Here is a 23,526-nt window from a genome sequence, read left to right on the forward strand (position 1 = left end):
GCTTGTTGATCGTTGCCCAACGGCAGTCGCGACAGATGCAAAAATTTGTGCAGTGATGTGACAATGGAGGCGCCTGGAGCACATCTATCGCGCCAACTCCTGAAAACATGGCGACGCCGCCCTTTGGTCTGCCGCGTAGTGCCTGCTAGCACGTGCTGAACGCAGCAACCGGCATCGCACCGTTCTTGACGCTCTCTCCCGCACGCTATATGCGATATCCGATCGGATTTTATAAGGTTGTGGAGAGTCTCTGATGCGTAAGAAGTTTCGCGCCGCCGTTATCGGTATGGCTCTGGTCTGTACGCCCTTGACGGGGGTTGGCCTGGCTTCCGCGCAAACCCCTCCCGCCGGCGAGTCTCCGCCAATGCACGACCGGATCGTCGAGCAACTGCGCAAGCTCGCCAATGCACCCGTCAACGTCGTGCCGTTGCGCGGCGGGGCCTATTGGGTTCCTTCCGCCACGGGATCAACCAACGGCGGATTCATCATTGGCGATAAGGGTGTCATCGTCATCGATGCCCAGATGTTCAAGCCAACGATCGATAAAATGCTTGCCGAAATAGCCAAGATCACTCCAAATCCGGTTACGACGATCATCCTGACGCATTCGGATCCTGATCACATCAACGGCTTGCCCTTCTGGCCGCGAGGGGTCGAGGTCATCTCGACGACAGAGACCAAGGCGCAGATCGAACGCATGCTGGTCAATCCGAAGGTGAATGGCGAACTGCTTCCGACTCCCGAGATCCGCGACTACGTCCCAAGGCTGGCGATCACGGGAAAGCGGCGGATCGTGCGCAATGGCGTGACGATCGAACTACTACACATCGCACCGGCGCATACCGACGGGGACCTCGTCATTTATCTCCCGCAGCAGAAGATCGTTTATGCGGGCGATCTTACCCCGCTTGGGCCCTATCCGGGCATTCACACCTTTAAAGGTGGGTCGCTCGCGGGCTGGATCGCGACGATGAAGGCCATGTTGGCCCTGGATGCCGACACCTATATTCCCGGGCATAACGACATCCTCAGCAAGGCGGAATTGCAGCGCCGTCTCGACGCGACAATCGCCCGACGCGCGGAGATCAAGGCAATGATCGAAAAGGGCATGACTCTCGAACAGGTCAAGGCAGCGTTGCACGATCCGGCGCCAAGCGGCGAGGGCGCTATGTTCCCGGGATTCACCGAGAACACCTATGAAGAGCTAAAGGCTCCAAGCGAACGCGCCAAGATTAAGTCGATGATCGCCAAGGGCATGACCCTCGAACAGATTAAAGCTGCCGTGCACGAACGGGCGCCAATCGGACTGGAACGCCAGTTCCCGAGTTTCGTCGAGCGTACTTATCGCCAGCTGACCGCACGGAACGGATCGCGCTAGATCCATCGAGGGCGGCGGCGCCGAAAGCGGCGCCATGTGCGCCCAATGCAGCCCTAGGTACGGGCTCCGCGATGGCGGCGACAGAACGGTTGAGGCCGCTCCAAGATTTCAATTTCTGAGGCGGAAACGAGGGCACGCGATTTAAAATAGAGCAAACACTCTAGAAAAAGCTTGTGACGCAGTACATTTTAAGTAGATCAAACGCTCTAATATTGCATGGGAGGGCTCTGAGCGCCGCTCCCGCAACCATCCTCATGAGGAGACACTAATGCAGATGCGGCAACTTGGCGCTAATGGCCCACAAGTTTCGGCGATTGGTTTAGGTACCATGCGAACCTCCTTCGTGCCCGGTAGCGGGGATGAGGTCACGATCGCGACCATCCAGGCCGCGCTCGATGCCGGCATCAATCTGCTCAATACCGGCGACTTCTACGGAATGGGCTCCAACGAGTTGACGATCGGCCGCGCCATCAAGGGACGACGCGACGACGCGCTTGTCAGTGTCAAATTCGGACCCATGCGGACACATTCCGGCGGTTTCATCGGCTTCGATGGGCGGCCGAGCGCCGTGAAGAATTTCGCGGCCTATTCGCTCACTCGCCTGGGCGTCGACGTCATCGACATCTACCAGCCCGCTCGCGTGGATCCGGCAGTTCCCATCGAAGAGACCGTCGGCGCCATTGCCGACCTCATCAAGGAAGGGAAGGTGCGCTATCTCGGGCTTTCCGAGGCCTCGGCTGACAATATCCGACGGGCGCATGCGGTCCATTCGGTGACCGCTCTCGAGATCGAATATTCGCTCGCAACCCGCTTCATCGAAAAGACCATTCTTCCCACCGCGCGCGAGCTCGGTATCGGCGTGGTTGCCTATAGTGTGGTCGGTCAGGGGCTGCTCGTGGGCAATATCGAGGGCGTGCTGCCACCCGGCGACCCGCGTAAGATCTTCCCGCGCTTCGAGGATGAGAATCTCGTTCACAATCTCAAGCAGGTAGCTATCCTGAAGGACATCGCCAGCCGCAAAGGCTTCTCGCCGGCGCAGATCGCGATCGCCTGGGTCCTCTCGCGCGGGGACGATATCGTCCCTCTGGTTGGCATGAGCCGGCCGACCCGCGTGCCCGAGAATCTCGCCACCCTCGATATCGTGCTAACCGATACGGAACTGGCTGAACTCGACGCGGCCTTCGCGCCGGGCATGATCGCCGGCGACCGCTATCCTGCGCATGCCCGAGCCCTCGCGCCCGAATAGGCTCGAACGGATCAGGGATACACGCTCGTCAAGGTAAGGGCGGCTGCTTCCTGCGCGGCCGGCCTTTCAACTGTCGGCGGTCGGGTCAGCGGCCGAGGGCAGGCCTCGTACGGTTGCTTGAATTGCCAGACGGCGCCCTAAGATAGAACGTGGGCGTCCACGACAACTCGACGCCGGGACCATGGGGTTGAAAGATCATCTCGCGCACGCCCCACAAAGGCACGTTGACCGCGTCCGTGTCACCCCTCCGCGTAAGCGGCTAGGAGCCGTTCTGCTCTTTGCAGATGCGGTCGGTCGACCATCTTGCCGTCCAGCTTGAGTGCGCCAGCGCCAGGTGCTGCGTTAAATGCCGCGACAACCCTGCGGGCGTGCGTCGCATCCTCGTGCGATGGCGTGAATCCAGCATTGATAGCAGCAATCTGGTTCGGATGGATCGCCATCATTCCGCTGAAGCCATCGCGTCGCGCGCGAGCGACGTAATTGCCCAAAGCATCGAGTGCGTGGATATCCGCAAACACCGTCTCGATGGCCGGGACGGATGCCGCATGCGCGCCAAAGAGCGTGAGCGCACGAGCGACGGCGAAAGGCGACGTGAGACCCCCGTCCTCGTCCCGCGGCGTTCCGGCACCAACCGCGGTCGCGAGGTCTTCCACGCCCCAGGTCAGGCCCGCGAGGTCCTTTTCGACTTCGGCGAACGATCCTATGCCGAAAATCCCCGCAGCATGCTCAGCCGCTATGGGGAGGACGGGCGGCAAGGCGGTTCGCGCCCTTGCCTGCAGGGAGCGAACGGTCGATCCACCTTCCGCCTTGGGTAAGACAATGCCGTCTGGCCTTACGGCCGCGATCGTGTCCAGATCGCGGTCGATTTCGCCACTGTCGAGCGGGTTGATGCGTACAAAGGTCGTGATTCCCGGGTCCGATGCGAGCCAATCCAGCACCGCGGATCGCGCCGACGGTTTGTGGTCTGGTGACACCGAGTCCTCCAGATCCAAGATCAGCGCGTCAGCACCCGAGGCCGCCGCCTTGGAGAAACGCTCGGGACGATCGCCCGGGACGAAGAGAAGCGAACGAAGCCGCATTTACAGCCCTTTCCACGCAGTGCCTGATGGTGGCTTGAGGCGGCATCTGCGAACCCGGCCTCAGAACGGGGCCGGACCGACGAAAGGAACTATGATACGGCGCCGCCCACCGGATCGACGGCCGGTCCCGCCGCCAGCTCTCAGGACTTCGAGAGAAAGCCCGTGTGACAGGTGCTTTGCTTCCAGCTGTCACCAACACGGTTCCACGTCTGACTGACGATAGCGGTGATGTTAACGATGTTCTCGCCGCCCGCCACTTGCACCGACTGCGACAACGGGCCCACGACGACGACGACATCGCCATAGACACGAATGTTGAGTTCACCGCGCTCAACCTTGTGAAAGGTGTATTTGCTGCGGATGCCCTCCAGATATTCGGACTTGGTGTCGAACTTGCCGGTTCCATGCACATGGACGAGGTCGTCGATGAGCATTGCATCGAGGGCATCGACATCGCCTGACACCAGCGCCGCGCAGCGCCGCTTTTCAAGTTCCTGGATCGCCTGCACCACGGCTTCACTCATTTCTGTGACCTTTCCCTCTAACATACGCGCGGCTAGCGCCGCTCGCGATCCTCTATCATCGATTCAAAGTAGACACTATAGTCTCGTATGAGTTTTTGGGCGCAACGATCTGTCCCGCTGCGATCTCGCAAGTTTCGGCTAAACGGGCCCAGCCACGCAGCCCGCAGTTGCCGCGAAGCGATGACACGACAAGCTGGGCGCGCCTTTTGACCCAGGATAGGCCGCTTCCTCTCGCCGAATAAGATCGATAATTTCGCTGGCTGATAACGAATTGCCATCGCCTCTTTGGCCACTCAGCCACGCGAGGCCCGGTCTTAGGACAGCCACGGTCTGGCAAACGATGCAAGCCGTGGAAGGTCGTAACAGATCGATGCGCGATCATTATCACGGTAAAAAATTTACATCTTCCCACGTGGCCGATGCCCCCCCTAGCGGGGATCTTCAAAAACCTGCCGGCCAAGGCTTTGAAGTAGAGGATGTGGCGAGGGGTCACGCCGGGCGCGTCGCGCGGCACCCTTTCCCCACCACCTCCGCGTCGAAGCCCAACATTACGCGATACCGCTGTGGCTCGATGCTACGGCGCCTGCGCTCGACCAAGATGCTCACAGTGCATCTTCAAATGAAACAGACGAGTTCCGCCAAGGGGCCGCCGTGTGGACAATGAGGGAGGGGATATGAAGAAGGTGACGACAAGCAGCGTTATAGCGATCGGCTGCGCGCTGCTCGCGCAGGCTGGTTTGACATCTGCGGCCCAGGCACAGTCTAACGGCGGGGAGGGCGGACCCGCAACGAGCGCGGCTATGCCGCAAGACCCTAGCGACGCCGGCATCAAGGACATCGTCGTCACCGCCACACGCCGTTCAACCAACCTGCAACAGGTGCCCGTGACGGTGACCGCCTTGCCCGCAGAAGCGCTCAAGGCCCAGAATATCACTGGCGTCCTGCAACTCTCCGATGCTGTTCCGGGCCTACAGGTGTCAGCGACCGGAGGCAATAACCTCTATCTTCGTGGCGTCGGATCGACCAGCGGGGGCTACGCTGAGGGACAGGTCGCGATGTATATCGACGGCCTCTACCTCACCAATCCAGCGATGAGCATCTTCTCGTTCAACAATATCGACCAGATCGAGGTGCTCAAGGGGCCACAAGGCACGCTCTACGGACGGAACGCCACGGCCGGCCTCATCTCGGTCACAACCCGTAACCCTGGCGATGCGCCACGGCTCGACGCCACGGTCGGCTATGACAACTACCAGACCCGGACCGAAACGCTCTACGGATCCATCCCCGTCTCCGACACTCTGGCGGCCAATGTCGCGGTTTATGACACCAAACAGAATAAGGGTTGGACCAGGAACAGCCTGACGGGCCGCGACGGACAGACCGCCCGTGAAACTGCCGTCCAGACGAAGCTCCTGTGGAAGCCAGGCTCCGACACGAAGGTCACGGCCAATTTCATTTATGATACGAACAACCGTACCTACGGGCTGGTGTATCAGGAACTTCCCGGCACGATCGCATCGGACGGCACGCCCTTCCTCGGAGGAGACCGGTTCGTCGCGCGTGTCGATCCCAAGGCGCCGCTCAAGGCGCAGATCGCCTCGCTGAAGATTCAGCAAGATCTCGGCTTCGCGTCTTTGATGAGCCTTACCGGCTATCAGCACAGCAAACAGGATCTCGTGGCGCTTGGTACGGTCGCGACGCGCGATGGCGTTGTGCTGGACTTCAACAACAGCAGCCGGAGTTGGAGCCAAGAACTTCAGCTCACCTCGCGCACGAGCGCCTCCCGGCTTGATTGGATCGCGGGGTTCTTTTTCTTCAACGACCACACTGTCCAGTCGCTGGGCATGTACACGACCTGTTCGGGATCGGTCTGCGTTCCCGGGCCCGCGCCGACCAGGGCCACGGGGCGCCCCAAGACCAATTCCTACTCCGGCTACCTTGACGCAACTTACCGGCTCTTCAGCGCAACGAAACTGACGGTCGGCCTGCGCTACACGAATGAGACGAAGTCGCTGACGAGCGTCCGGGTACCGATTCTCGGTCGACCGGACAGCGTCGCCTCGCCGACCCTCTTATTTCCGGGAACGTCCGGTATCCCGGGATCTACCAACTTCGAGAAACTCACCTACCGCATCGTCCTCGCCCAGGACTTTGGTCCCAATGTTCATGCCTATATATCGGACAATCTCGGCTTCAAATCGGGGGCCTATAACGCGACAAGCTTCGTCAATCCGGCCGTGAAGCCGGAAACGCTTCACGCTTATGAGGCAGGGGTCAAAAGTCAGTTTTTCGATCGTCGGGTCCGGCTCAACCTCGCCTACTTCCATTACGACTACAAGGACGTGCAGGCCCGCTTCGCGAACCCGCCCGCTCCGGCGATATTGCGTAATGTCGCCAAGGAGAGGCTCCGGGGTCTCGACGTCGACTTCACGATTGCACCGTTCCCAGACTTTTCCGTCAACGGGGGGTTTGAAGTCCTCGACAGCAAATATATCGACTATCCAGGAGCCGTCTGCTGGACCAAAGGACCAGATCGCACTGTAAACGGCGTCACGGTCGGAACTGTGACGTCGGCCATATGCAACGTAGCGGGCCGCAAAGTCCCCTATGCCGCACCGTTCACGGGCACGCTCGGGTTCAGCTATACGGTCGACACCAACCGGGGTCGGTTCACCTTCAGCGCCAATGACCGCTATACCAGCCGCTACTCGCTGGCGCCCGATGGCAGCATTGATGCGCCGCGCGCGCACAATGTGAATGCAAGTCTGGCCTGGACGTCGCCCGAGCGCCGTTATGACGTTCAGCTCTACGTGCGCAATCTCACGAACAAGTACAGCTATGCCGCCGGCGTGACCTCAACCTCCGGTTTCACTATCACGCCCAACGCGCCGCGCGTCTTCGGCATGACGGCCGGCCTGCATTATTGATGGCTAGCTGTGTGTGGCGTCGGTACGTCACGCCCGCTAAACGAAGCACTTCAAAAGACGCCTGCTGGCCGGCTCCGGCCTAGCCAGCAGGCCGGCTGCCCAGCTGCCCAGCCAGGCCAGCGCGTCGTCCCGGTTTGCAAACACCTTGAAGAGGCCGCCGGATTTGACGCGTTTCACCTGCAGCTTGACCAGCACACTGGAAATCACAAGCGCGGTCGGACCTGGCAGCTTCGTGCCTGCGATCACAGCCGACAAGGCGCGCAAGACGTCCTGACCTGCGGCGGCTGGTCGGAGCAATCCGCGAGATAATAGACGGTCTCATCCGGATCCACACTGGCGCGAATTTCAACCATCGCCTCGCGCCATCGCTGCTCAAAGGCGGCGACGGTGTCGAGGGTCCAGAACCCTCGTGCTACCGCAGTAACCATCCGATTGTGCCGATCTATCTCGAAGTCGAACCCCGGAACGATGCCGTGTCGGCCATGTTCAATTCCTGTCCGCGCCATGGAGACACTGACGATTACATCATGGCCAGAAGCCTGTCTGTCGTTTTCGCACCCACTCGGCCGATCATGTCGGGGCGGGCCTTTTGCGAGCGGTGCGATCAGTCTGGCAGACACGGCTCTAGTCGAACGGCCGCCACCAGGACAGGAGCTCGGGGCCTTCCTTCTTCAATCTCTCGGCCACCATCGTTGCGGTCGCGTCCGCGTCCGCAGGAGGAATACTGAGGCTCCGGAGGAACATGCTGGTCATGGTCTCAATATAGGCTCGCGGAGCAGTCACGCGGCGCAACTGATGCATGGCTTCGACCTTCGTGCCGATAATGAGGTCGACCGCGATATCGAGATCGGGAATCGAGAAATCACCAGAGACGAAACCCGCCTCGAGATCCTTGCGCATGTCCGACGTCAGCGCATTGCTTCGGCTCAGACGATGGCCATGCGTGATGAAGGTTGCCCAATCAGGATCGATCACCGCCCGCGACAGAAAGAGCTGAAAGCCCGTTGCAGCGCGAAATTTCGGATCGGTCAAATCCGAGTAAATGGACGCCCTCATCAGCGCGAACTCTTGCGACAGCTGTGCAGTGAGCTCCTGCACCGCCTCCTCGAGCGAAGTGAAATGCTTATAAAAGGTCGCTCGCGAGATCTTCGCTTCTCGCACGACGTCATCAACGACCGCTCCGCTGGGGTCGCTGCCTGGATAGGCCACAAGCACGGCGTCAAGGATCTGCGCGCGCGTCCGAACCCGCTTGGTCTGCGCCGCGCGCGCGCGAAAATTGCCAGCATCAGACCCCGTCATTGTCACAATCGCACTTCTGTCCCGAGTTCAACCTGCCGCGGACAGGCTTCCGCAACGGCGCCTGTTCGTAGGCAACAACGTCCCTCATGAAAAGCGCCCCGTCCGTCCCCGCCGCCGGCATCCATCACATCCGCCCATGACTGATCCGGATCGCTTGCTCCAAGGCGCCCGCCGCACCCTCAGGACCGCTCTTCGAGCGCCACAGGACATGACCATCGGGACGGACTGCAACAGCGCCATGATCGCCGATCCCCAACAGATCGCGCGCGGCGTTCCCAAAGGACTGTGCGTCTACATGATAGCACTGCACCGCGATGCCGGCCGTTGCCGAAACATTCTTCGATACTTCCCGCCACCGCGGTTCTGCATAGAACAGCGTGACGCCTTCCGGCTGGACCTGGCCGAGCGTAGAGGCGGCGAAACATCCGCTCGCCGAGGCAAAGGGCAAACGCGCACCCGGGTGCGCGTCCGGCCGGTAGTGGCAAGGCCCGGCGGACGGCGGCGGCGATCCATCCGGAACGAAGGCGCCCGCGATATAGGAAAAGCCGAGATCAGTGCCCGCGCCCTGCGCAAAATGCTCGGCCTGCGCATCGATCGCTATCTGAACGGCCGCGCGATGCGCCTCGGCCTGCGCGCTATCGCCGTCGATCCGCAGCGTGCCCGGCGCATAAGCCGAAACAGGGCCCTTCGCAGCGTCTGCGGCGATCGGCGCAAGTGTTGCAACACCCAAGGCTTCGTCGATCAAGCTCATCTTCATGAGATTTTGCACGCTTTGATCAGTGTTGCGCTGCGCCACGGGCCGGCGCTCGCTCTCGTAGCTGTCAAGCAGCGTCTCTCGCGCACGTCCCTCGATCACCGCAGCAAGCTTCCAGACAAGATTATGCGCATCGTGGATCCCGGTATTCATGCCGAGACCTCCCATGGGTGGAAACCGATGGGCTGCGTCTCCCGCCAGAAAGATGGGGCCACTACGATAGGTGCCGGCGACCTGGGCGCTCATGTTCCAATGGTTGAGCCCGATAATGCGGACGTCGACGGCGTCGGTGCCGATCGCTTTGTTGACGAGCGCGCGCGCGTCGGCAGTGTCGAAACTATCCGCGGGCAGATCCCCGATCGGCACGAGCATTGCCCAGACCTGTCCCTCCTTGTCGAAGGAGATGAACACCCCCCGCGCGTCCTTGCCGCCGATCCAGTAGAGTAGCCCCCGCCGGTTCACACGAAATCGCTCGAGGTCGGCATGAAAGTAGATGGTGAGAAACCGCGCGAGTGTCCGCGGCCCATGCATCTCAATGCCGACCGAGCGTCGTACGGTACTGCCCGCGCCGTCGCAGCCGAGAAGCCAGTCATAGACCTCGCTGGCGGTCTCGTTCGACGCGATCGATCGTATGGAGACGCGGGCGCTGCCATCATCCGCCGTCACATCGACCGCCTCATCCCCGAAGCGCACCGCGCCGCCAAGCGCAAGCAAACGCTGATACAGGATCATTTCAATGAGATTTTGCGCGATATTGACCGAGGAAAAGGCGCTGAGCGGTCCGCGATCATCCTCGGCCGCGCCTGCGATCCGCAGCACGCCATATTGACGCGCGGCCAGGCTCTCGACCCAGACGACCATGCCGCTTGCGCTACTGATCGCCGTCGGATCGCCCTGCTCGGCCATCGTTTCGGCCAGCCCCATCTCGGCGAGGATCTCCATCGACCGCGTGTTGATGACATGCGCCGCCGGCAGGCTCTCGAGCCGGGGCCGTCGATCGATCACGGTCGGACGATACCCTCGCAGCCTCAGCAGGATGGCACCTGAGAGGCCGGTCGGGCCGGCTCCGACGATCAGGATATTATCTCTTGCCGGCGGTGTCGAACACTGCACGCTGTTGCCCCCCCCTGAAGATGTACGGCCGTCTGATCGGCCGCCCAGCCTTGACCGATCAGTGACCCAGACGAACCATGGCGCGCACGCCATAGGTTCGGGGCGCCCCGATATTCGCGGCGATGAGGCCGGGAATGAGAGCATTTTGGATGCCCCCTGAATAATAAACGGACCCTGTCAAGTTGCGCCCAAAGACACTGACGGCATAGCGCTGATCGGGCGAATTATAGGTGAGACTCGCGTCGAAAAGCGCATAGGCATTGTCTCGCTCGGCCGGAACGAAATCGATCGTCAGCCATCGCGCACTGGCGAAGGTCAGATTGCCGTCGAAGCTGATCGAGCCCCCGTTGGCGAGGCTGAACTCATGACGGTAGCTGGCCAGGCCCGACCATTTGGGAACGCGGGCGACCTGAAAGCCGCGGCAATCGCCCAGGAAGGCAGGCGACGGCCCGGTATTGGTCGACGATCCATATGCCGGCACGGGAAGGGCTGCCCCCGGTGCATAGGGACCGGTCACCGCACACCCAGTGCTCGCAGGGTTGAAGCCGGGGGCAGGGGGCGGGAGGCTGGGCGCCAGGAAGGAGAAGCTGTCGTAGCGCGAATGAGTATATTCGACGGACAGCGAGAAACTGTCCGCGCGTGTCGGACGCGCGGTCAGTTCCAGCGTGCCGCCATAAAGCGTGGCGTCGCCTGAATTGAATGTCGCGACGCCGAGAGTCCCCGTCGCGTCGATCGCGGGACGGGTGTCCTGAACCGCCTTATATTTCCAGCGGAACCCCGACAGGTTGATCTGCAACTTATTGTTCAGGAACCGGTTCTTCGTGCCGATCTCGAGCGCCTCGAGCCGCTCGGGCGCATATTCGTTGGGAGACGCCGACGACGAGAAGCCGCCCGACTTATCGCCGGTGCTGTAGGTCGCGTAAAGGAGGTTGCGCGACGACACGTCATATTCGGCGCCGACCTTGTACGAAACCTTGTTGAAGGTCGCGTCGCCGGTATAGAATTTGGTGCTGTTGGTGATCAGGCTGGTGTTCGACCCGGTAAAGCGCTTCCGTTCGCTTGTGTAACGCAGGCCGCCGATCAGGCGCGCGCCGTCGGCAATCGTTACTGTCGCCTGGCCAAAACCGGCATAGGATCGCGTCTTGGGTTTCGAGATGATGTACTGACTGAGGAAGGCTGCCGCCTTGGCGAATGACTCGCCCCGTTTCGTGTCTTCGTCGAAATAGTACCCGCCAATGACCCAGTTCAGCGCCGCGCTGCTATGGGAGAGACGCACTTCCATGGACTGCTGGGCGAACACATTATGGTTCTCGACACGTGCGCCGAAGTGCGCGGCGTAATTGGTGTCGACATGCCGATATGCAGGGATGAGCGTTAGCGTCGCGAAGGGCAGGGACCAGTCGAGCTGGGCGCTCAGATTATAGAGCTTTGTGTTCTGAAAGCTGTCGGGCTGCACATCTTCGGCGAGCAATCCGCCTGGGAGCGCATTCTGATAGGCGTTTGCCGCTGCGCTCGATTGCGCTTCATACGGATCGGAACCAGGGCGACGGGGCAGGTAGACCCGATCGTAGCCCTTCCCACCCAAATGGCTGTAATCGGCGTTCAGCAACAGCGAGACGTCGGGGGTCGCCTCCCATTTCAAGCGGACGCGCGCCGATTGCTGAATATCGTCATTCGTCCCGTCCGATAGATACCCGTCACGGTGCACGATGTTGCCCGCAGCCCGGATCGCGGCGGTCTCGCCGATGGAAAGATTGATCGCAGCGGTCAGCCGCCAAAGATCATAATTGCCGGCCTCGCTGCTAAGATCGAGCGAACGGGTGCCGAGGCGCGGCTCATTCGTGATCAGATTGATAGCGCCGCCTGTTGCGTTGCGACCGTAGAGCGTACCTTGGGGGCCCTTGACCACCTCGACGCGGGCCAGATCGTAGAAATTGCCGCTCGTGCCTTCCGGCCGGCCAACATAGATCCCGTCGACGTTGAAGGCGACCCCCGGCACCGACATGGGGTTGGCAGCGGCGCTGCCGACGCCCCGGATGAAGACCTGCGTGTTCCCGCCGCTCTGGCCGATCTGAACGCCTGCCGTGACCCGCTGCATGCCGGAAAGATCCGTAACGCCGCCCTTGTCGATCTCCTCGCCGCTCAACACCTGGATGGTGATCGGCGCGCGCTGCGTCGTGGTTGTCAGGCGCTCGGCGGTCACGACGATGTCCGTGACGCCGCTATTGTCCTGCACCCCGCCATTACCCTGCGCCCCGGGGGAGGCGCCACCAGCCGTCTGGGCTATGGCCGCGTCCGGCAAGAGCAGTACAGCAACGAGCGCCGCTACGGCACACGCATTACAGAATTTCCGTCTCATATCCCTCTCCCGGTTTTCTCTTCGGACGGCAGGTGTGTCCGCTCTGCGATCCCGGCTATGACCGGTGACCGAACACGTCCCACGCGTTCTCTCGCCTTCTCGGAAGGGCTGCAGCCGCCCTGCCTGACAGTCTCCTGTCCGAACCAAGTCCGCTGCCCATTTAGAATAGTTTAGATCCCGCTCTCCGCGATTGCGGCCGCGGAGAGCGGGACCTTTACGCGGCGCTGGCGCCCCCTTTGCCCCAACCCGACGCAAAACCTCTCGCGTGCGTGTGATCAGGCTCCCAGTCGATACCGCCGATCGTTCGTATCGCGACGGCGGTGTTTCGCCCAGGCGCGCTGCCCGCATCGCGAGCCCTGTCGACGCGGTCTTCCGCGCTGCGCGCTGCCTCGAGCCCAGGATGATGATGGATGATGATGGCTCCGGGCACCGTCTCAACACTGCTCAATCCGAATCCGGCATCTCCGGAAGGCGGCATCGAGCAAAGCGTCCGGCCGAGATCCGCGCCTCTTGATCGGCTGACGAACAGGCTCGAGGCCCCTTCGCTCGCCCCTTCGCTCGGCCGCTCCGGCACCAACATGTCGTCGGTCGCGATCCAGAAGGCGGCTCCCAGGTCAGTATCCTTCCCTGACGGCGCATCGAGGACGTCGGCCAGGTCACCCCGAGCTGCGCCTTGATCGAGTTGCGCCGCCAGTTCGACAAGTGGAGAGCCACGGCACAATAGCCGGAGTTCGGCGACCAAGGCTGCGACCTGAGGCGGGCGGTGCGCGGCGACGACTGTCCTGAGCCGATCGATCCAGTCCCTCGCGACGACTGCTGGCAGCTTCACGAAGCCATCGCGCGCATAATCTGCGGCTTCCTGGCCGGTAATCGAGCGCAGTGCGGACATCGCGTCACTCTCCTTATTATCTAACCGACCGATCCGAACTGGAAGTGGCTCAGTCGGCGCCACACGCATTCAACGTCTCGTCGATCGGCCGCTTGCGATCTGGGGTCGCATTCGCTGCCTCGTTGCACCGGCCAGGTCAGCCTGCCCCGTCGGGCAGCCATCCACGGAAGGTCTCCGACAACCCGAAAGGGTCTCGCGAAGCCTGGCCTCGCGCGCCCTCCCGACTCCGCCGGCAACGTCCCTTCGGGTTATACAAGATGGACATATTAGTCAATTATGAGTCTCGCCATCTTATATGTTGGCACGACGGACGCCAGGATGGCAGCCCTAGGGCCGTCCGTCCCGTCGCCACCAATTTTGGAACCTGCTTCAGGCCACCGGCGTCCGATCTTCCCACACGATCGGAAATTCCGGCGAATCCATGACGTCGCCTTCGCGTAGCGAGGGGCTGGTCATATCGGCCTGGGTCCGCAGATGATAACGCAGATCAGCGCCCCCATAGCGCAGCGCGGCGGCACGCCGGATCCGGCTGGGATCCGTGTTCCCGGTCGACCCGTGCAGCGTCCGATAGTGGTGAACGATGATGTCGCCAGGCACGGTCTCGACATAGCGAACGCCATATTTCTCCTCGTTCCCCTCGATATCGGGAATACGCTCACCCGCGGAGCCGGGCAGGGTGGTTTGACTTACGAACATATTGGCTGCGAACTGGCGGCCCCACAGATGTGAGCCCGGCACATAGCCCATCGCGCCATTCGCCTTGTCGACGATATCGACCGGTATCCAGAAGGTAGCGCACTGCTCGCCGGTGCAGTTGAAATAGCTCTCGTCCTGATGGAAAGCCGTCCGCCGCGCCGCGCCCGGCTCTTTCAGGAAAATCTGGTCGATGAGGAAGTTGACCTTAGGCGACCGGTAAAGCTGCGCCGCAAGCTCGGGCAAAGGCGCGCCCAGGCAAAGCGCCTTCAGCGAGGGATGATCCTTCCACACATTAGTGCTGAAGCAGAAACGCCCAGTCAACGCAGAGCCTCCGTCCGACAACAGATCATCGCCTGCGGCATTGGCCAACTTCTCCAGAGTCTCGGCTTCGGTCGAGCGGACGACGCCGTCGACGTACAGCGTCTGGATGACCTCGCGCAGCCGGTCCACCCACTCGCTCGGGAGTATCTGGGGCAGCTTCACGAAGCCGTCGCGCTCGAAATCGGCGATCTCCTGGTCGGTTATGGAACGGAGTGCGGACATGACGATATTCTCCTTGATCATTGGCATGTCGAAAGGCTCGACTGCTCTGTTTTTCCGGGGTGTTCTGGCTCGGTCCTGTCTTGCCCGAGCCAATCTTGTTCAGCGCGCCGAAGCGCGGTGATCTCTTCGGGCCGATCAATGCCGGGCAAGCTGCTCGAAACCGCTCGCCCGGCGCGCGCGCTGCTATAGGCGATCCACCGATACGGCATGCGCAGCGACGCCAAGAGTGCGTCGTCGATGGCGATCGCCTGATCCGGACGTACGGGGGCAATGGCGTCAAACAGATAGTAGGCCCGGAGCCCTGCGACGAGCCAGTCGCCGTCGGTTCTGACGGCACGCCACAAAAGTCGCGTCTGGCTGGTCAACTGAATCTGCGTGCCGTCCATTTCGGTCAGCCCCCTCATCGTGCAACCGCAGTCCGCGATCGCGCGTTCCCCACGAACCGTAACGACCGCGGGGCTCATTTGATGAATGCCCAGGATCGCGCTCGCGATTTGCCGGGAGGCGGCTACGAAACCAGCGCCGGACCCGCGAAACCAGGATATCTCCACAACGGCATCGGGATGGTAACAGGCTGCCATCTCATCCCAGCGTTCGCCATCGCGCGCCGCTCGCTCTCGTTGGATGAGCGCGTCGATGGCGTAGCAATCGAGATAGGTATGGCTACCGTCGCGGTCGGGCATCTGCAGTGTCTTCCTCTAAGCGGGGTGTCAGATCTTGACGCCTTCGACACCGACCGGTCCGCTCGGCGGACGCCGCTTGAGTTCCTCTTCATTCTCGCCAGCGAGCAAGCGCTCGCGCAGCGCGTCCGGATCGAACTCGACGCCGATCGGATTGATATTGAAGGCATCCGTGAAGAAGAACTGTGTAGCCTCTTCGACCGTGTCGAAATTCTCTACCTGGAACTCAAGGTGATTTCCGTCCGGATCCTTGTAATAAAGCGATGTCGTCGGCCCGTGATTAATCGCCCAGGCCGGCTCAATGCCAAGCGCCTTGAGGCGGGCATGGTTCTCGAGCAGGTCGGCTAGCGACCCGTAGGTGAAGGCGACATGGTGAAGGCCCGCCGAAGCGGATGATTGTTCGCCCAGAGCCGGGATGCTGACCACTGCAATCCGATGATGTTCGCCGTCATATGTCAGAAAAGCGAGGCCGGGATTCTCGTATGACGCGGTCGCGTGCATCACGAGCTTGTACCAATTTACCAGTTCTTCGAAGCGTGAGGTACGCAGGACAAAATGCGCGAGCTTGATCGGGGGTACGATCTGGGCTGCAATATCGGATGATGGGTTAATCAGGCTGGCCATCGGAGCTCTCCTTGATGTCGGCGAAAAATCGGAGCGGGCTGGGGCGGTTGTCGAACGCGAACGCCGTCCCTACGCTGCGACTTCGAGAAGCGAGCGGCCGTAACCGACCATCGATCCCTCAAAGAACGCGTGCGTGCTGATCATGTTGATGTTGCGGAACGCCAGCTGAAGGCGCGAATCCCCGCGGAACGCGTTCGCGCCGCATCCCAACACGAGATCGTTGACTGCATCCCTGCAGAAACGGGTCAGGAACGTCGCCTGAGCCTTGAATGCAGCAAGTCCGGCGGCATCCATGTTGGCGCCTTCTGGCGACTCGACCAAGGCGAGCATCGTGTCGAGCAACGACTCGGCGACCCAAGCATTGGTCAGGCCCGTTCCGATCATGTCTTGAACGCTCTGCTTTTCCTTGGCCTTGGCACCGTCGTTCGTGCCGACGCGACCCGTCGAAATATCGAGCGCCTCTGTAGCCACGCCGCGCAGCGCGCCGACGAACGCCGAAAGGACATAGGCGAAGGTCACGAGCATCATGGGCCGGGTGTAAAAGCTGTTCTCGTGCAGCGCCGCTCCCGGCGTCGCACCCTTCATCAGCGCTGGCGCAGGAACCGTGCGGTAATCCGGCACGAACACTTCGTCGAACAGGACGTCCCAGCTACCCGTCGCGCGCATACCCGCCACGTCCCAGCTGTCCTCCAGGGTGACGTCCTTAATCGGCACGATGAGGCTGATCGGCGGGCCCTTGGGCGTGCCGCCCTCAAACACCATCCCGGCTCCAAGGATCCAGTCGGCGTGGGGTGCGCCCGAGTTCCAGCCATTGCGGCCGCTCACGCGAAATCCGCCGTCGACCGGCGTCAGCCGTAGCTTGGGCGCAAGCACCCCGGCGGAGCAGGGCGAGGGGTTGTCCGCGAAAATCTCCGCCTGTCCCTGCTCGGGGAACTGACAGTGAAGGAAATTATGTCCGATATAGAAGGAAAGCACCCAGGCCGTGGCGAGATCGGACGCCGCGACGATCTGAATGATCTTTGAAGCCGTGACGAGACCTGCCTCAACCCCCCCGAAACGGTGCGGAACGAGCGTCGAAACCAGCCCTTCCTCGACGAACCGCCGCGCGAGATCATCGGGCAGTTTGCTGTCACTGTCGATCTCGCGCGCGCGCGCCCTGACCTCGTCGGCAAGCTTGCGCGCGCGATTGATCAGGACTGTCGAAGTCGGCTGCATTCTTGTTCCTCTCCATCATGTCGCTCGGAGTGACCCTCCGCTGCGATCCGAAAATCTTAGCTTGGTGTCGCAAAGCCGCTCGCGAGCAGGTCGAGCGCCTCGGTAATCAGCGGCAGAAAAGGACCGGGCGCCTCGGACCTCAGAAAGATCGCGATCGCTGTTTCGGTAACCGCAGCAACGGCCGCGGCCACGGAACGCGCGTAGAGCGCGCCCGCCTCCATCCCCGTACGCTCGGCGACTGCGCGCGCGAATTCGGAATTCTCGGCAAGCGCCTCGCGCATGATCTGGCTCTGGATCGCGCCATGGCCAAAGAGCAGGCGCAGTTCGGCCATCGTTGCGGGTGACGGGCCGTCGGCGTTCTCGGCCGAGCGCAGCCAAGGTTCTCTGACGGCGGCGCGGATCGCATCCCACAAAGGCTCGTCACGGGGGCGATCGCGCAGCACATCGGCGGCGAATTGCATGCGTTCGACATAGCGGTAGGTCACCGCCTCATATTTGTTGGCGAAGTAATTGTTGAATGTCCGTGGCGACACGCCCGCCGCCTCGGCGATGTCGGTCGTCCGGATCGATTCGAGCCCTCCATTGTGCATGCCCAACTGGATCGCGGCGTCGGCAATCGCCCGGCGAGTCGACAGCTGATTGAGCTCGCGCATTGAGGGCTTTTTGCGGGATGAGACCGTTTGCATGGAAATCTCCTAACTGAAACTTGCGCATTCGGCAAGTTATGCGTAATGAGCATGGTGTCAGCTCCGGTCAGCACCCTGCTCCGAGCCGCTCCAGCATAGAAGGGTTCACAGGCATGAGTCGTCGCTTGTTGTTGGGATTGTCCGGCAGTTTACGCCGCGGCTCCGTGAGTACCGCGATCTTGAAATCACTAGCGAGTGCAGTGAGCGACAGAGCCGAGCTAAGGATTCATCCGCTGGGCGATCTCCCGCTCTACAACGGCGACGAGGATGGCGAGCATGCGCCCGAGTCGGTCGCCGCACTCAAAGCTGCGATCGCCGACGCCGAGGGCGTCGTGGTGGCCTCGCCAGAATATAATTATGGTATCTCCGGCGTACTCAAGAATGCGATCGATTGGGCATCGCGTCCGGCCTATGCATCGGTACTGAAAGGCAAGCCGGTCCTTATCATCTCGTCATCGCCAGGTCTCACGGGCGGCGTGCGTGCGCAGGCCCAGGCCCGACAGACATTTGCGGCGACGTTGTCGCGGGTCATCGCGCACCCCGAGGTCGTCATCACCGAGGTCTATCAGAAAGTCGTCGAGGGCGCGCTGGTCGATGAGACGGCACTCGCATTTACGACCGCCGCGCTTGATGCGCTGCTTGCTGAGATCGCGCTCCTCGCCGAAGCCGAACCCGAGGCTGCGCTCGCGTAGCACGCCGTATCGCCGGGGGGGGCGACCAAGGCCGACACGCGGTGCGACGCCCACCTGTCCGGCGCATGGTTCCAGCGCCTCAAAAAATCATCAAACTGGAGAGATTGCCGTGGCTAAGATCATTATTTCCTGCGCTATCACGGGCGGTATTCACACGCCGACCATGTCGGATGCGCTTCCCCAGACGCCCGAGCAGATCGCCGAAGAGTCGATCGCGGCAGCCGAGGCCGGTGCCGCCATTATCCACTTGCACGCGCGCGTTCCCGAAGACGGCAGACCGACCGGCGATCCGGAAGTGTTCGCGCGCTTTCTGCCTGTCATCAAGCAACGCACCGACGCCGTGCTCAATCTCACGACTGGCGGGAGCCTCACGATGCCCGTGCAAGAGCGCCTGGCGGCGGCGGTGCGGTTTCAACCGGAGGTCTGCTCGCTCAACATGGGCAGCATGAACTTTGCCATCTTCCCCGTCGCCGGACGCATCACCGAATGGAAATATCCCTGGGAGAAAGATTATGTCGTCAACTCCGACGACTATGTCTTCCGCAACAGCTTCCGTGACATCGCCTACATGTTCGAGACGCTGGGTGGCATGGGCACCAAATTCGAGCACGAATGCTACGACCTTTCCCATCTCTACAACCTAGCGCATTTTGTCGATCGCGGTCTCATCGAGCCACCCTTTTTTATCCAGATGGTCTTCGGGCTGCTTGGCGGCGTCGGCGCAGATCCCGAGAATCTGGCCTTTATGAAGCAGACCGCCGATCGTCTGTTCGGCAAGGAGAATTTCCAATGGTCGGTCCTAGCCGCCGGTCGCCATCAAATGCAGTTCGCGACACAGGCAGCACTGCTCGGCGGACATGTGCGGGTGGGCCTCGAGGATAGTCTGTATATCGAGCGCGGAAAGCTCGCCACGTCGAACGCCCAGCAGGTCGAGAAAATCCGGCGCATTCTCGCCGAACTGGGCCATGAGCCTGCCACCCCGACCGAAGCGCGCGAGATGCTTGGCCTGAAGGGCGGCGACCGTACCCTGATCTGATGATCGTAGCGCATTGGCGGCAGGTGCTTCGCCGACGCGCCTGAACCCCCTTTGCCGACAAGCTTGAGAGACGCCGCATGAACATGGTGATAGATCAATCGAGGCGCGACCTGGTAACGGCGCTGGAGCATCTCGATACCCGGCTGCTCTGGCTGTCTTCGTGGATGATCCACAATGCCAATCACATCCGGCCGAAGCCAGATGGACTGAAGGTTGGCGGGCATCAGGCGAGCTGCGCGTCGATCACCGCGATCATGGCGGCCCTCTACTTCCACGCGCTCGGTCCCAACGACAAGGTCGCCGTCAAGCCGCATGCCGGTCCGGTCCTGCACGCCATCCATTATCTGCTCGGCAATCAGACGCTCGACCACATGCAACGATTTCGGGGACTGGGCGGCGTGCAGAGCTATCCGAGCCGGACCAAGGACATCATTCCGGTCGATTTCTCGACTGGCTCGGTCGGGCTTGGTGTTGCAGTGACGGCATTCAGCAGCCTCGTCCAAGACTATCTCATCGCCCATGGTCAGCTCCGCGAGGAGCAGGCAGGTCGCATGATCGCGCTGATGGGCGACGCCGAACTCGACGAAGGTAATATCTATGAATGCCTAATCGAAGGCTACAAGCATGATCTGCGCAATTGCTGGTGGATCGTAGACTATAACCGCCAGTCGCTCGACGCCACCACTGCGGATCGCATGTTCCGCCGCTTTGACGACATCTTCGAAACCTGCGGCTGGCGTGTGGTTACCCTTAAATATGGCAAGCTCCAGCAACTGGCGTTCAAACGGCCAGGAGGCAAGACACTCGAACAATGGATCGATGCGTGCCCGAACGCCGACTTCGCGGCTCTGACCTATCAGGGCGGCGCCGCCTGGCGCGCAAGGCTTGTCGCCGATATTGGGTTGAAGCCGCACGTCGGCAAGCTGCTCGCCAGTTACGACGACGACGGACTCGCCCGGCTCATGACCAATCTTGGCGGCCATTGCCACGAGACGCTGATCGACGCCTTCGATGGTGCCCGCGACGAAAAGCCAACGCTTTTCATCGCCTATACGGTGAAGGGGCACGGTCTCCCGCTAGCCGGGCACAAGGACAACCACTCGGGCATGATGAATCCTGCCCAGATGGAGCAATTCCGGGCGAGCCTCGGCGTTGAGTCAGGCAAGGAGTGGGACTTTTGGAGTGGCCTCGGCGATAACATCGCCTCTGAGCTTGAAGCAGTCGTCGCGGCCAGTCCCATTGCGCGCGCGCGCGCCGAGCCGGAGGCGCTCCCGGTACCGGTTCCCGCGCGTCTGCATGTGCCTGACGGCGCCGAACAGTCGACCCAGGCGGCGTTCGGGCGCATTCTGCTCGAGCTCGCGAAATCGAGCGACGAACTTGCGGACCGCATCGTAACGACCGCGCCTGATGTGACTCAGACAACGAACCTTGGCGCCTTCGTGAACCAGCGCGGACTTTTTCGTCGCCAGGAGCTCGCTGACGTCTTCCACAAGGCGAAGATACCATCCGCACAGAAATGGTCCCAACATGCCGCCGGGCAGCACATCGAACTCGGCATCGCCGAGAATAACTTCTTCCTGCTGCTGGCCTCGCTCGGGCTGGCCGCCCCCCACTTCGGCACGCGTCTTATCCCTGTCGGCACCGTTTATGACCCCTTCATCTCGCGCGGCCTCGATGCCCTCAATTACGGCTGTTATCAGGATGCGCGCTTCCTTCTGGTAGGAACGCCGTCCGGCATCACGCTCGCGGCCGAAGGCGGCGCGCACCAGTCGCTCAACACGCCGCTGATCGGCATGGGGCAACCAAACCTAACCTATTTCGAGCCGGCGTTCGCCGACGAGCTGACCGTCATGATGCGCTGGGCGTTCGATCACATGCAGCAACCCGACGGGAGCTCGGTGTACCTCCGACTCACGACACGCGCGATACCGCAGGCCACTCGCGACGGGCTTAGTTGGGAAGCAGACGCTTTGAAGGGCGGCTATTGGTTGCGTGGGCCCGGGCCCGACGCGCAGGCGGCCATCGTGTTCACCGGTGTCGTGGCACCAGAAGCCCTAGAAGCCTGGGAAGAGCTGGCCGACGACATCCCCGGCATCGGTCTGCTCAATGTGACCTCGCCCGACCTGTTGCACCGCGGCTGGTCTGCCCGTCGCGCGGCGCGTTGGACCGGCGGAGGCGTCGAACCCTGCCATGCCGAGACACTGCTTGGCGCGCTGGCGCCGCACGCCGGCCTGGTCACCGTCCTCGATGGCGCACCGGGTGCGCTATCGTGGCTCGGAGGCGTAACCGGCATGCGTGTCAGCCCGCTCGGGACGGACCGCTTCGGACAAACCGGCAACCTTCCCGATCTCTACCGAATCTACCGGCTCGACAGCGAAGCGATCGTCGATGCCGCGGCTGAACTCTTTCTGGGCAAGTGACATGACGGTGCAACTCAAGATGCCGGCCTTGTCGCCGACGATGGAAAAGGGAACGCTAGCGAAATGGCTGGTTGCCGAAGGCGACCTGATCAAAACCGGCGATCTGATCGCAGAGGTCGAGACCGACAAGGCCACAATGGAGGTCGAAGCCAGCGACGCCGGGCGATTGACAAAGCTCGTGGTGGCCGAGGGTACCAGCGACGTGCAGGTCGGAGCGGTGATCGCCCTCATCACCGGCGCTGAGGAGTCAGCGGAGGCGGTGTCTGTAAAATCGCCGCCCTCAGCTGGCGCGGAGGCACCCGCCGCTGTCTCGCCGCCGGTCGAAACAGCACCCCGCGAGACGACTCCGGCAGCAGTTTCAACTGAAGCCGAGCGCCCGCCCCGTCAGAGACCGGCCGATCGGATCAGGGTCAGCCCGCTCGCTTCGCGCATTGCACATGCGAAGGGCATCGACCTGTCGGATATCCGCGGCACAGGCCCGGGAGGGCGGATTGTTCGCGCGGATTTGGGCGTTTCGTTACCAAGCGAGGCGCTGGTCGCCTCGGCGACCCCACCCGCAGCGCCCCTCGTTGCCGCCCTCGTATCGCTGCCGCCAGAGGGCGTACCGGTAACGACGGCGAAGCTTAGCGGCATGCGCAGGACGATCGCGCGTCGGCTGACCGAGAGCAAGCAGACGGTTCCTCATTTCTATCTAACCATACGCTGCAATCTCGATCCCTTGCTCGCGCTTCGTGGCGAACTCAACGCCGCGCTGGTGCAGCGGGGCATCAAGCTCAGCGTCAACGATATGGTGATGAAGGCGATGGCCCAATCGCTGATCGCCGTTCCCGATGCCAATGTCCAATTCGGAGGCGACGACCTTCACCGCTTCGGGCGAGTCGATATCGCGATGGCGGTCGCTATCGACGGAGGACTCATCACGCCGGTGATCCGCGGCGTGGACACGCTCTCACTGTCGAGCATCGCGCAGGCGAGCAAGACGCTCGCCACCAAGGCGCGAGACGGCAAGCTGCTGCCTGAGGACTATCAAGGCGGCACCGTCTCGATCTCAAATCTCGGGATGTTCGGTATCGATGAGATGGTCCCCGTCATCAATCCGCCGCAGGCGCTCATCCTTGGCGTTGGCGCGGGGATCGAACAGCCCTGGAAAGTGGGAAGCGAGATTGCCCTCGCCACCGTCGTCGCATTGACGGCTAGTTTCGATCACCGCGCGATCGATGGGGCCGTTGCCGCGCACTTCATGCAGTCGTTGCGCGAGCATATCGCCGACCCGCTGTTGCTCTGCAGTTGAGGGGCAGGTCGTGGTGACGGGCAATCAAGGACGGCGCGCGGTCGCGGCGCAGTGCGCCAGGCTAACTGGCCG

At 61.9% G+C, this 23,526-nt stretch carries 20 protein-coding genes; 7 read left to right on the forward strand and 13 right to left on the reverse strand.

The features are described 5' to 3' along the window. Positions 1-253 precede the first annotated feature (253 nt). Positions 254-1,378: an MBL fold metallo-hydrolase gene (locus C1T17_RS06485; protein ID WP_104952746.1), complete on the forward strand. Its 1,125-nt coding sequence runs from the start codon at positions 254-256 to the stop codon at positions 1,376-1,378. Between the two features lie 268 nt (positions 1,379-1,646). Further along, on the forward strand, positions 1,647-2,624 hold the full coding sequence (locus C1T17_RS06490) for an aldo/keto reductase (RefSeq protein WP_104952747.1): 978 nt from the start codon (positions 1,647-1,649) through the stop codon (positions 2,622-2,624). Between the two features lie 239 nt (positions 2,625-2,863). On the opposite strand, the gene C1T17_RS06495 is transcribed toward C1T17_RS06490, so the two are convergent. Together C1T17_RS06495 and C1T17_RS06500 are read right to left on the reverse strand one after the other, a co-directional pair. Continuing rightward, positions 2,864-3,703: an HpcH/HpaI aldolase/citrate lyase family protein gene (locus C1T17_RS06495; protein WP_104952748.1), complete on the reverse strand. Its 840-nt coding sequence runs from the start codon at positions 3,701-3,703 to the stop codon at positions 2,864-2,866. A 140-nt stretch (positions 3,704-3,843) separates the two neighbouring features. Next, a complete protein-coding gene (locus C1T17_RS06500) occupies positions 3,844-4,227 on the reverse strand; it encodes a nuclear transport factor 2 family protein (RefSeq protein ID WP_189338521.1) in 384 nt (127 codons plus the stop codon). Between the two features lie 674 nt (positions 4,228-4,901). On the opposite strand from C1T17_RS06500, the gene C1T17_RS06505 reads away from it, so the two are divergent. Then, the gene (locus C1T17_RS06505; RefSeq protein WP_104952750.1) at positions 4,902-7,157 is read left to right on the forward strand and encodes a TonB-dependent receptor; all 2,256 of its coding nucleotides are present in this window, start codon (positions 4,902-4,904) and stop codon (positions 7,155-7,157) included. Between the two features lie 36 nt (positions 7,158-7,193). Here C1T17_RS06505 and C1T17_RS06510 read toward each other — a convergent pair whose 3' ends face one another. The 11 genes from C1T17_RS06510 to C1T17_RS06555 all read right to left on the reverse strand — a co-directional run bounded on the left by C1T17_RS06510 (position 7,194) and on the right by C1T17_RS06555 (position 17,982). Continuing rightward, positions 7,194-7,412 carry a hypothetical protein gene (locus tag C1T17_RS06510; protein ID WP_145958965.1) on the reverse strand — a complete coding sequence of 73 codons (219 nt, stop codon included), beginning with the start codon at positions 7,410-7,412 and terminating at the stop codon, positions 7,194-7,196. Then, a complete protein-coding gene (locus C1T17_RS06515) occupies positions 7,400-7,663 on the reverse strand; it encodes a hypothetical protein (protein WP_104952752.1) in 264 nt (87 codons plus the stop codon). Before C1T17_RS06515 ends, C1T17_RS06510 begins: the two co-directional genes overlap by 13 nt. Positions 7,664-7,781: 118 nt before the next feature. Further along, complete coding sequence (locus tag C1T17_RS06520; protein ID WP_189338522.1) at positions 7,782-8,372, reverse strand: TetR/AcrR family transcriptional regulator; 591 nt, start codon at positions 8,370-8,372, stop codon at positions 7,782-7,784. A gap of 208 nt (positions 8,373-8,580) precedes the next feature. Next, positions 8,581-10,323 carry an FAD-dependent monooxygenase gene (locus C1T17_RS06525; protein WP_189338523.1) on the reverse strand — a complete coding sequence of 581 codons (1,743 nt, stop codon included), beginning with the start codon at positions 10,321-10,323 and terminating at the stop codon, positions 8,581-8,583. A gap of 58 nt (positions 10,324-10,381) precedes the next feature. Continuing rightward, positions 10,382-12,682 (reverse strand): TonB-dependent receptor, encoded by a 2,301-nt coding sequence (locus C1T17_RS06530; protein WP_189338524.1) that lies wholly within the window; start codon positions 12,680-12,682, stop codon positions 10,382-10,384. Positions 12,683-12,896: 214 nt separating this feature from the next. Beyond that, positions 12,897-13,571, reverse strand: coding sequence for a hypothetical protein (locus tag C1T17_RS21215; RefSeq protein ID WP_189338525.1), 675 nt, complete (start codon positions 13,569-13,571; stop codon positions 12,897-12,899). 369 nt (positions 13,572-13,940) lie between these two features. Further along, positions 13,941-14,810 (reverse strand): phytanoyl-CoA dioxygenase family protein, encoded by an 870-nt coding sequence (locus C1T17_RS06535; RefSeq protein ID WP_189338526.1) that lies wholly within the window; start codon positions 14,808-14,810, stop codon positions 13,941-13,943. A gap of 17 nt (positions 14,811-14,827) precedes the next feature. Continuing rightward, a complete protein-coding gene (locus C1T17_RS06540; RefSeq protein ID WP_104952757.1) occupies positions 14,828-15,493 on the reverse strand; it encodes a nuclear transport factor 2 family protein in 666 nt (221 codons plus the stop codon). A gap of 27 nt (positions 15,494-15,520) precedes the next feature. Further along, positions 15,521-16,114: a VOC family protein gene (locus C1T17_RS06545; RefSeq protein WP_104952758.1), complete on the reverse strand. Its 594-nt coding sequence runs from the start codon at positions 16,112-16,114 to the stop codon at positions 15,521-15,523. Between the two features lie 69 nt (positions 16,115-16,183). After that, on the reverse strand, positions 16,184-17,329 hold the full coding sequence (locus C1T17_RS06550; protein ID WP_104952759.1) for an acyl-CoA dehydrogenase family protein: 1,146 nt from the start codon (positions 17,327-17,329) through the stop codon (positions 16,184-16,186). A 56-nt stretch (positions 17,330-17,385) separates the two neighbouring features. After that, entirely contained in the window at positions 17,386-17,982 is a 597-nt protein-coding gene (locus C1T17_RS06555; protein ID WP_189338527.1) for a TetR/AcrR family transcriptional regulator, read from the reverse strand. A gap of 146 nt (positions 17,983-18,128) precedes the next feature. On the opposite strand from C1T17_RS06555, the gene C1T17_RS06560 reads away from it, so the two are divergent. From C1T17_RS06560 to C1T17_RS06575, 4 genes are all read left to right on the forward strand, one after another. Then, positions 18,129-18,707: an NADPH-dependent FMN reductase gene (locus C1T17_RS06560; protein ID WP_104955043.1), complete on the forward strand. Its 579-nt coding sequence runs from the start codon at positions 18,129-18,131 to the stop codon at positions 18,705-18,707. Positions 18,708-18,816: 109 nt separating this feature from the next. Then, the gene (locus C1T17_RS06565) at positions 18,817-19,743 is read left to right on the forward strand and encodes a 3-keto-5-aminohexanoate cleavage protein (protein ID WP_223262836.1); all 927 of its coding nucleotides are present in this window, start codon (positions 18,817-18,819) and stop codon (positions 19,741-19,743) included. A gap of 77 nt (positions 19,744-19,820) precedes the next feature. Continuing rightward, positions 19,821-22,163 carry a transketolase gene (locus tag C1T17_RS06570; protein WP_104952762.1) on the forward strand — a complete coding sequence of 781 codons (2,343 nt, stop codon included), beginning with the start codon at positions 19,821-19,823 and terminating at the stop codon, positions 22,161-22,163. Position 22,164: 1 nt separating this feature from the next. Then, a complete protein-coding gene (locus C1T17_RS06575) occupies positions 22,165-23,454 on the forward strand; it encodes a pyruvate dehydrogenase complex dihydrolipoamide acetyltransferase (RefSeq protein ID WP_104952763.1) in 1,290 nt (429 codons plus the stop codon). The last annotated feature ends 72 nt before the right edge of the window (positions 23,455-23,526 follow it).

It is taken from the genome of Sphingobium sp. SCG-1, from assembly GCF_002953135.1.
GTDB lineage: Bacteria > Pseudomonadota > Alphaproteobacteria > Sphingomonadales > Sphingomonadaceae > Sphingobium.

Bases quoted from the DNA above. Each gene is read 5' to 3' on its own strand.
- C1T17_RS06575 (WP_104952763.1), top strand. From the start codon at position 22,165: ATGACGGTGCAACTCAAGATGCCGGCCTTGTCGCCGACGATGGAAAAG.
- C1T17_RS06550 (WP_104952759.1), bottom strand. From the start codon at position 17,329: ATGCAGCCGACTTCGACAGTCCTGATCAATCGCGCGCGCAAGCTTGCC.
- C1T17_RS21215 (WP_189338525.1), bottom strand. From the start codon at position 13,571: ATGTCCGCACTGCGCTCGATTACCGGCCAGGAAGCCGCAGATTATGCG.
- C1T17_RS06490 (WP_104952747.1), top strand. From the start codon at position 1,647: ATGCAGATGCGGCAACTTGGCGCTAATGGCCCACAAGTTTCGGCGATT.
- C1T17_RS06555 (WP_189338527.1), bottom strand. From the start codon at position 17,982: ATGCGCGAGCTCAATCAGCTGTCGACTCGCCGGGCGATTGCCGACGCC.
- C1T17_RS06535 (WP_189338526.1), bottom strand. From the start codon at position 14,810: ATGTCCGCACTCCGTTCCATAACCGACCAGGAGATCGCCGATTTCGAG.
- C1T17_RS06540 (WP_104952757.1), bottom strand. From the start codon at position 15,493: ATGCCCGACCGCGACGGTAGCCATACCTATCTCGATTGCTACGCCATC.
- C1T17_RS06560 (WP_104955043.1), top strand. From the start codon at position 18,129: ATGAGTCGTCGCTTGTTGTTGGGATTGTCCGGCAGTTTACGCCGCGGC.
- C1T17_RS06495 (WP_104952748.1), bottom strand. From the start codon at position 3,703: ATGCGGCTTCGTTCGCTTCTCTTCGTCCCGGGCGATCGTCCCGAGCGT.
- C1T17_RS06545 (WP_104952758.1), bottom strand. From the start codon at position 16,114: ATGGCCAGCCTGATTAACCCATCATCCGATATTGCAGCCCAGATCGTA.
- C1T17_RS06500 (WP_189338521.1), bottom strand. From the start codon at position 4,227: ATGAGTGAAGCCGTGGTGCAGGCGATCCAGGAACTTGAAAAGCGGCGC.
- C1T17_RS06515 (WP_104952752.1), bottom strand. From the start codon at position 7,663: ATGGCGCGGACAGGAATTGAACATGGCCGACACGGCATCGTTCCGGGG.
- C1T17_RS06485 (WP_104952746.1), top strand. From the start codon at position 254: ATGCGTAAGAAGTTTCGCGCCGCCGTTATCGGTATGGCTCTGGTCTGT.
- C1T17_RS06570 (WP_104952762.1), top strand. From the start codon at position 19,821: ATGAACATGGTGATAGATCAATCGAGGCGCGACCTGGTAACGGCGCTG.
- C1T17_RS06505 (WP_104952750.1), top strand. From the start codon at position 4,902: ATGAAGAAGGTGACGACAAGCAGCGTTATAGCGATCGGCTGCGCGCTG.
- C1T17_RS06530 (WP_189338524.1), bottom strand. From the start codon at position 12,682: ATGAGACGGAAATTCTGTAATGCGTGTGCCGTAGCGGCGCTCGTTGCT.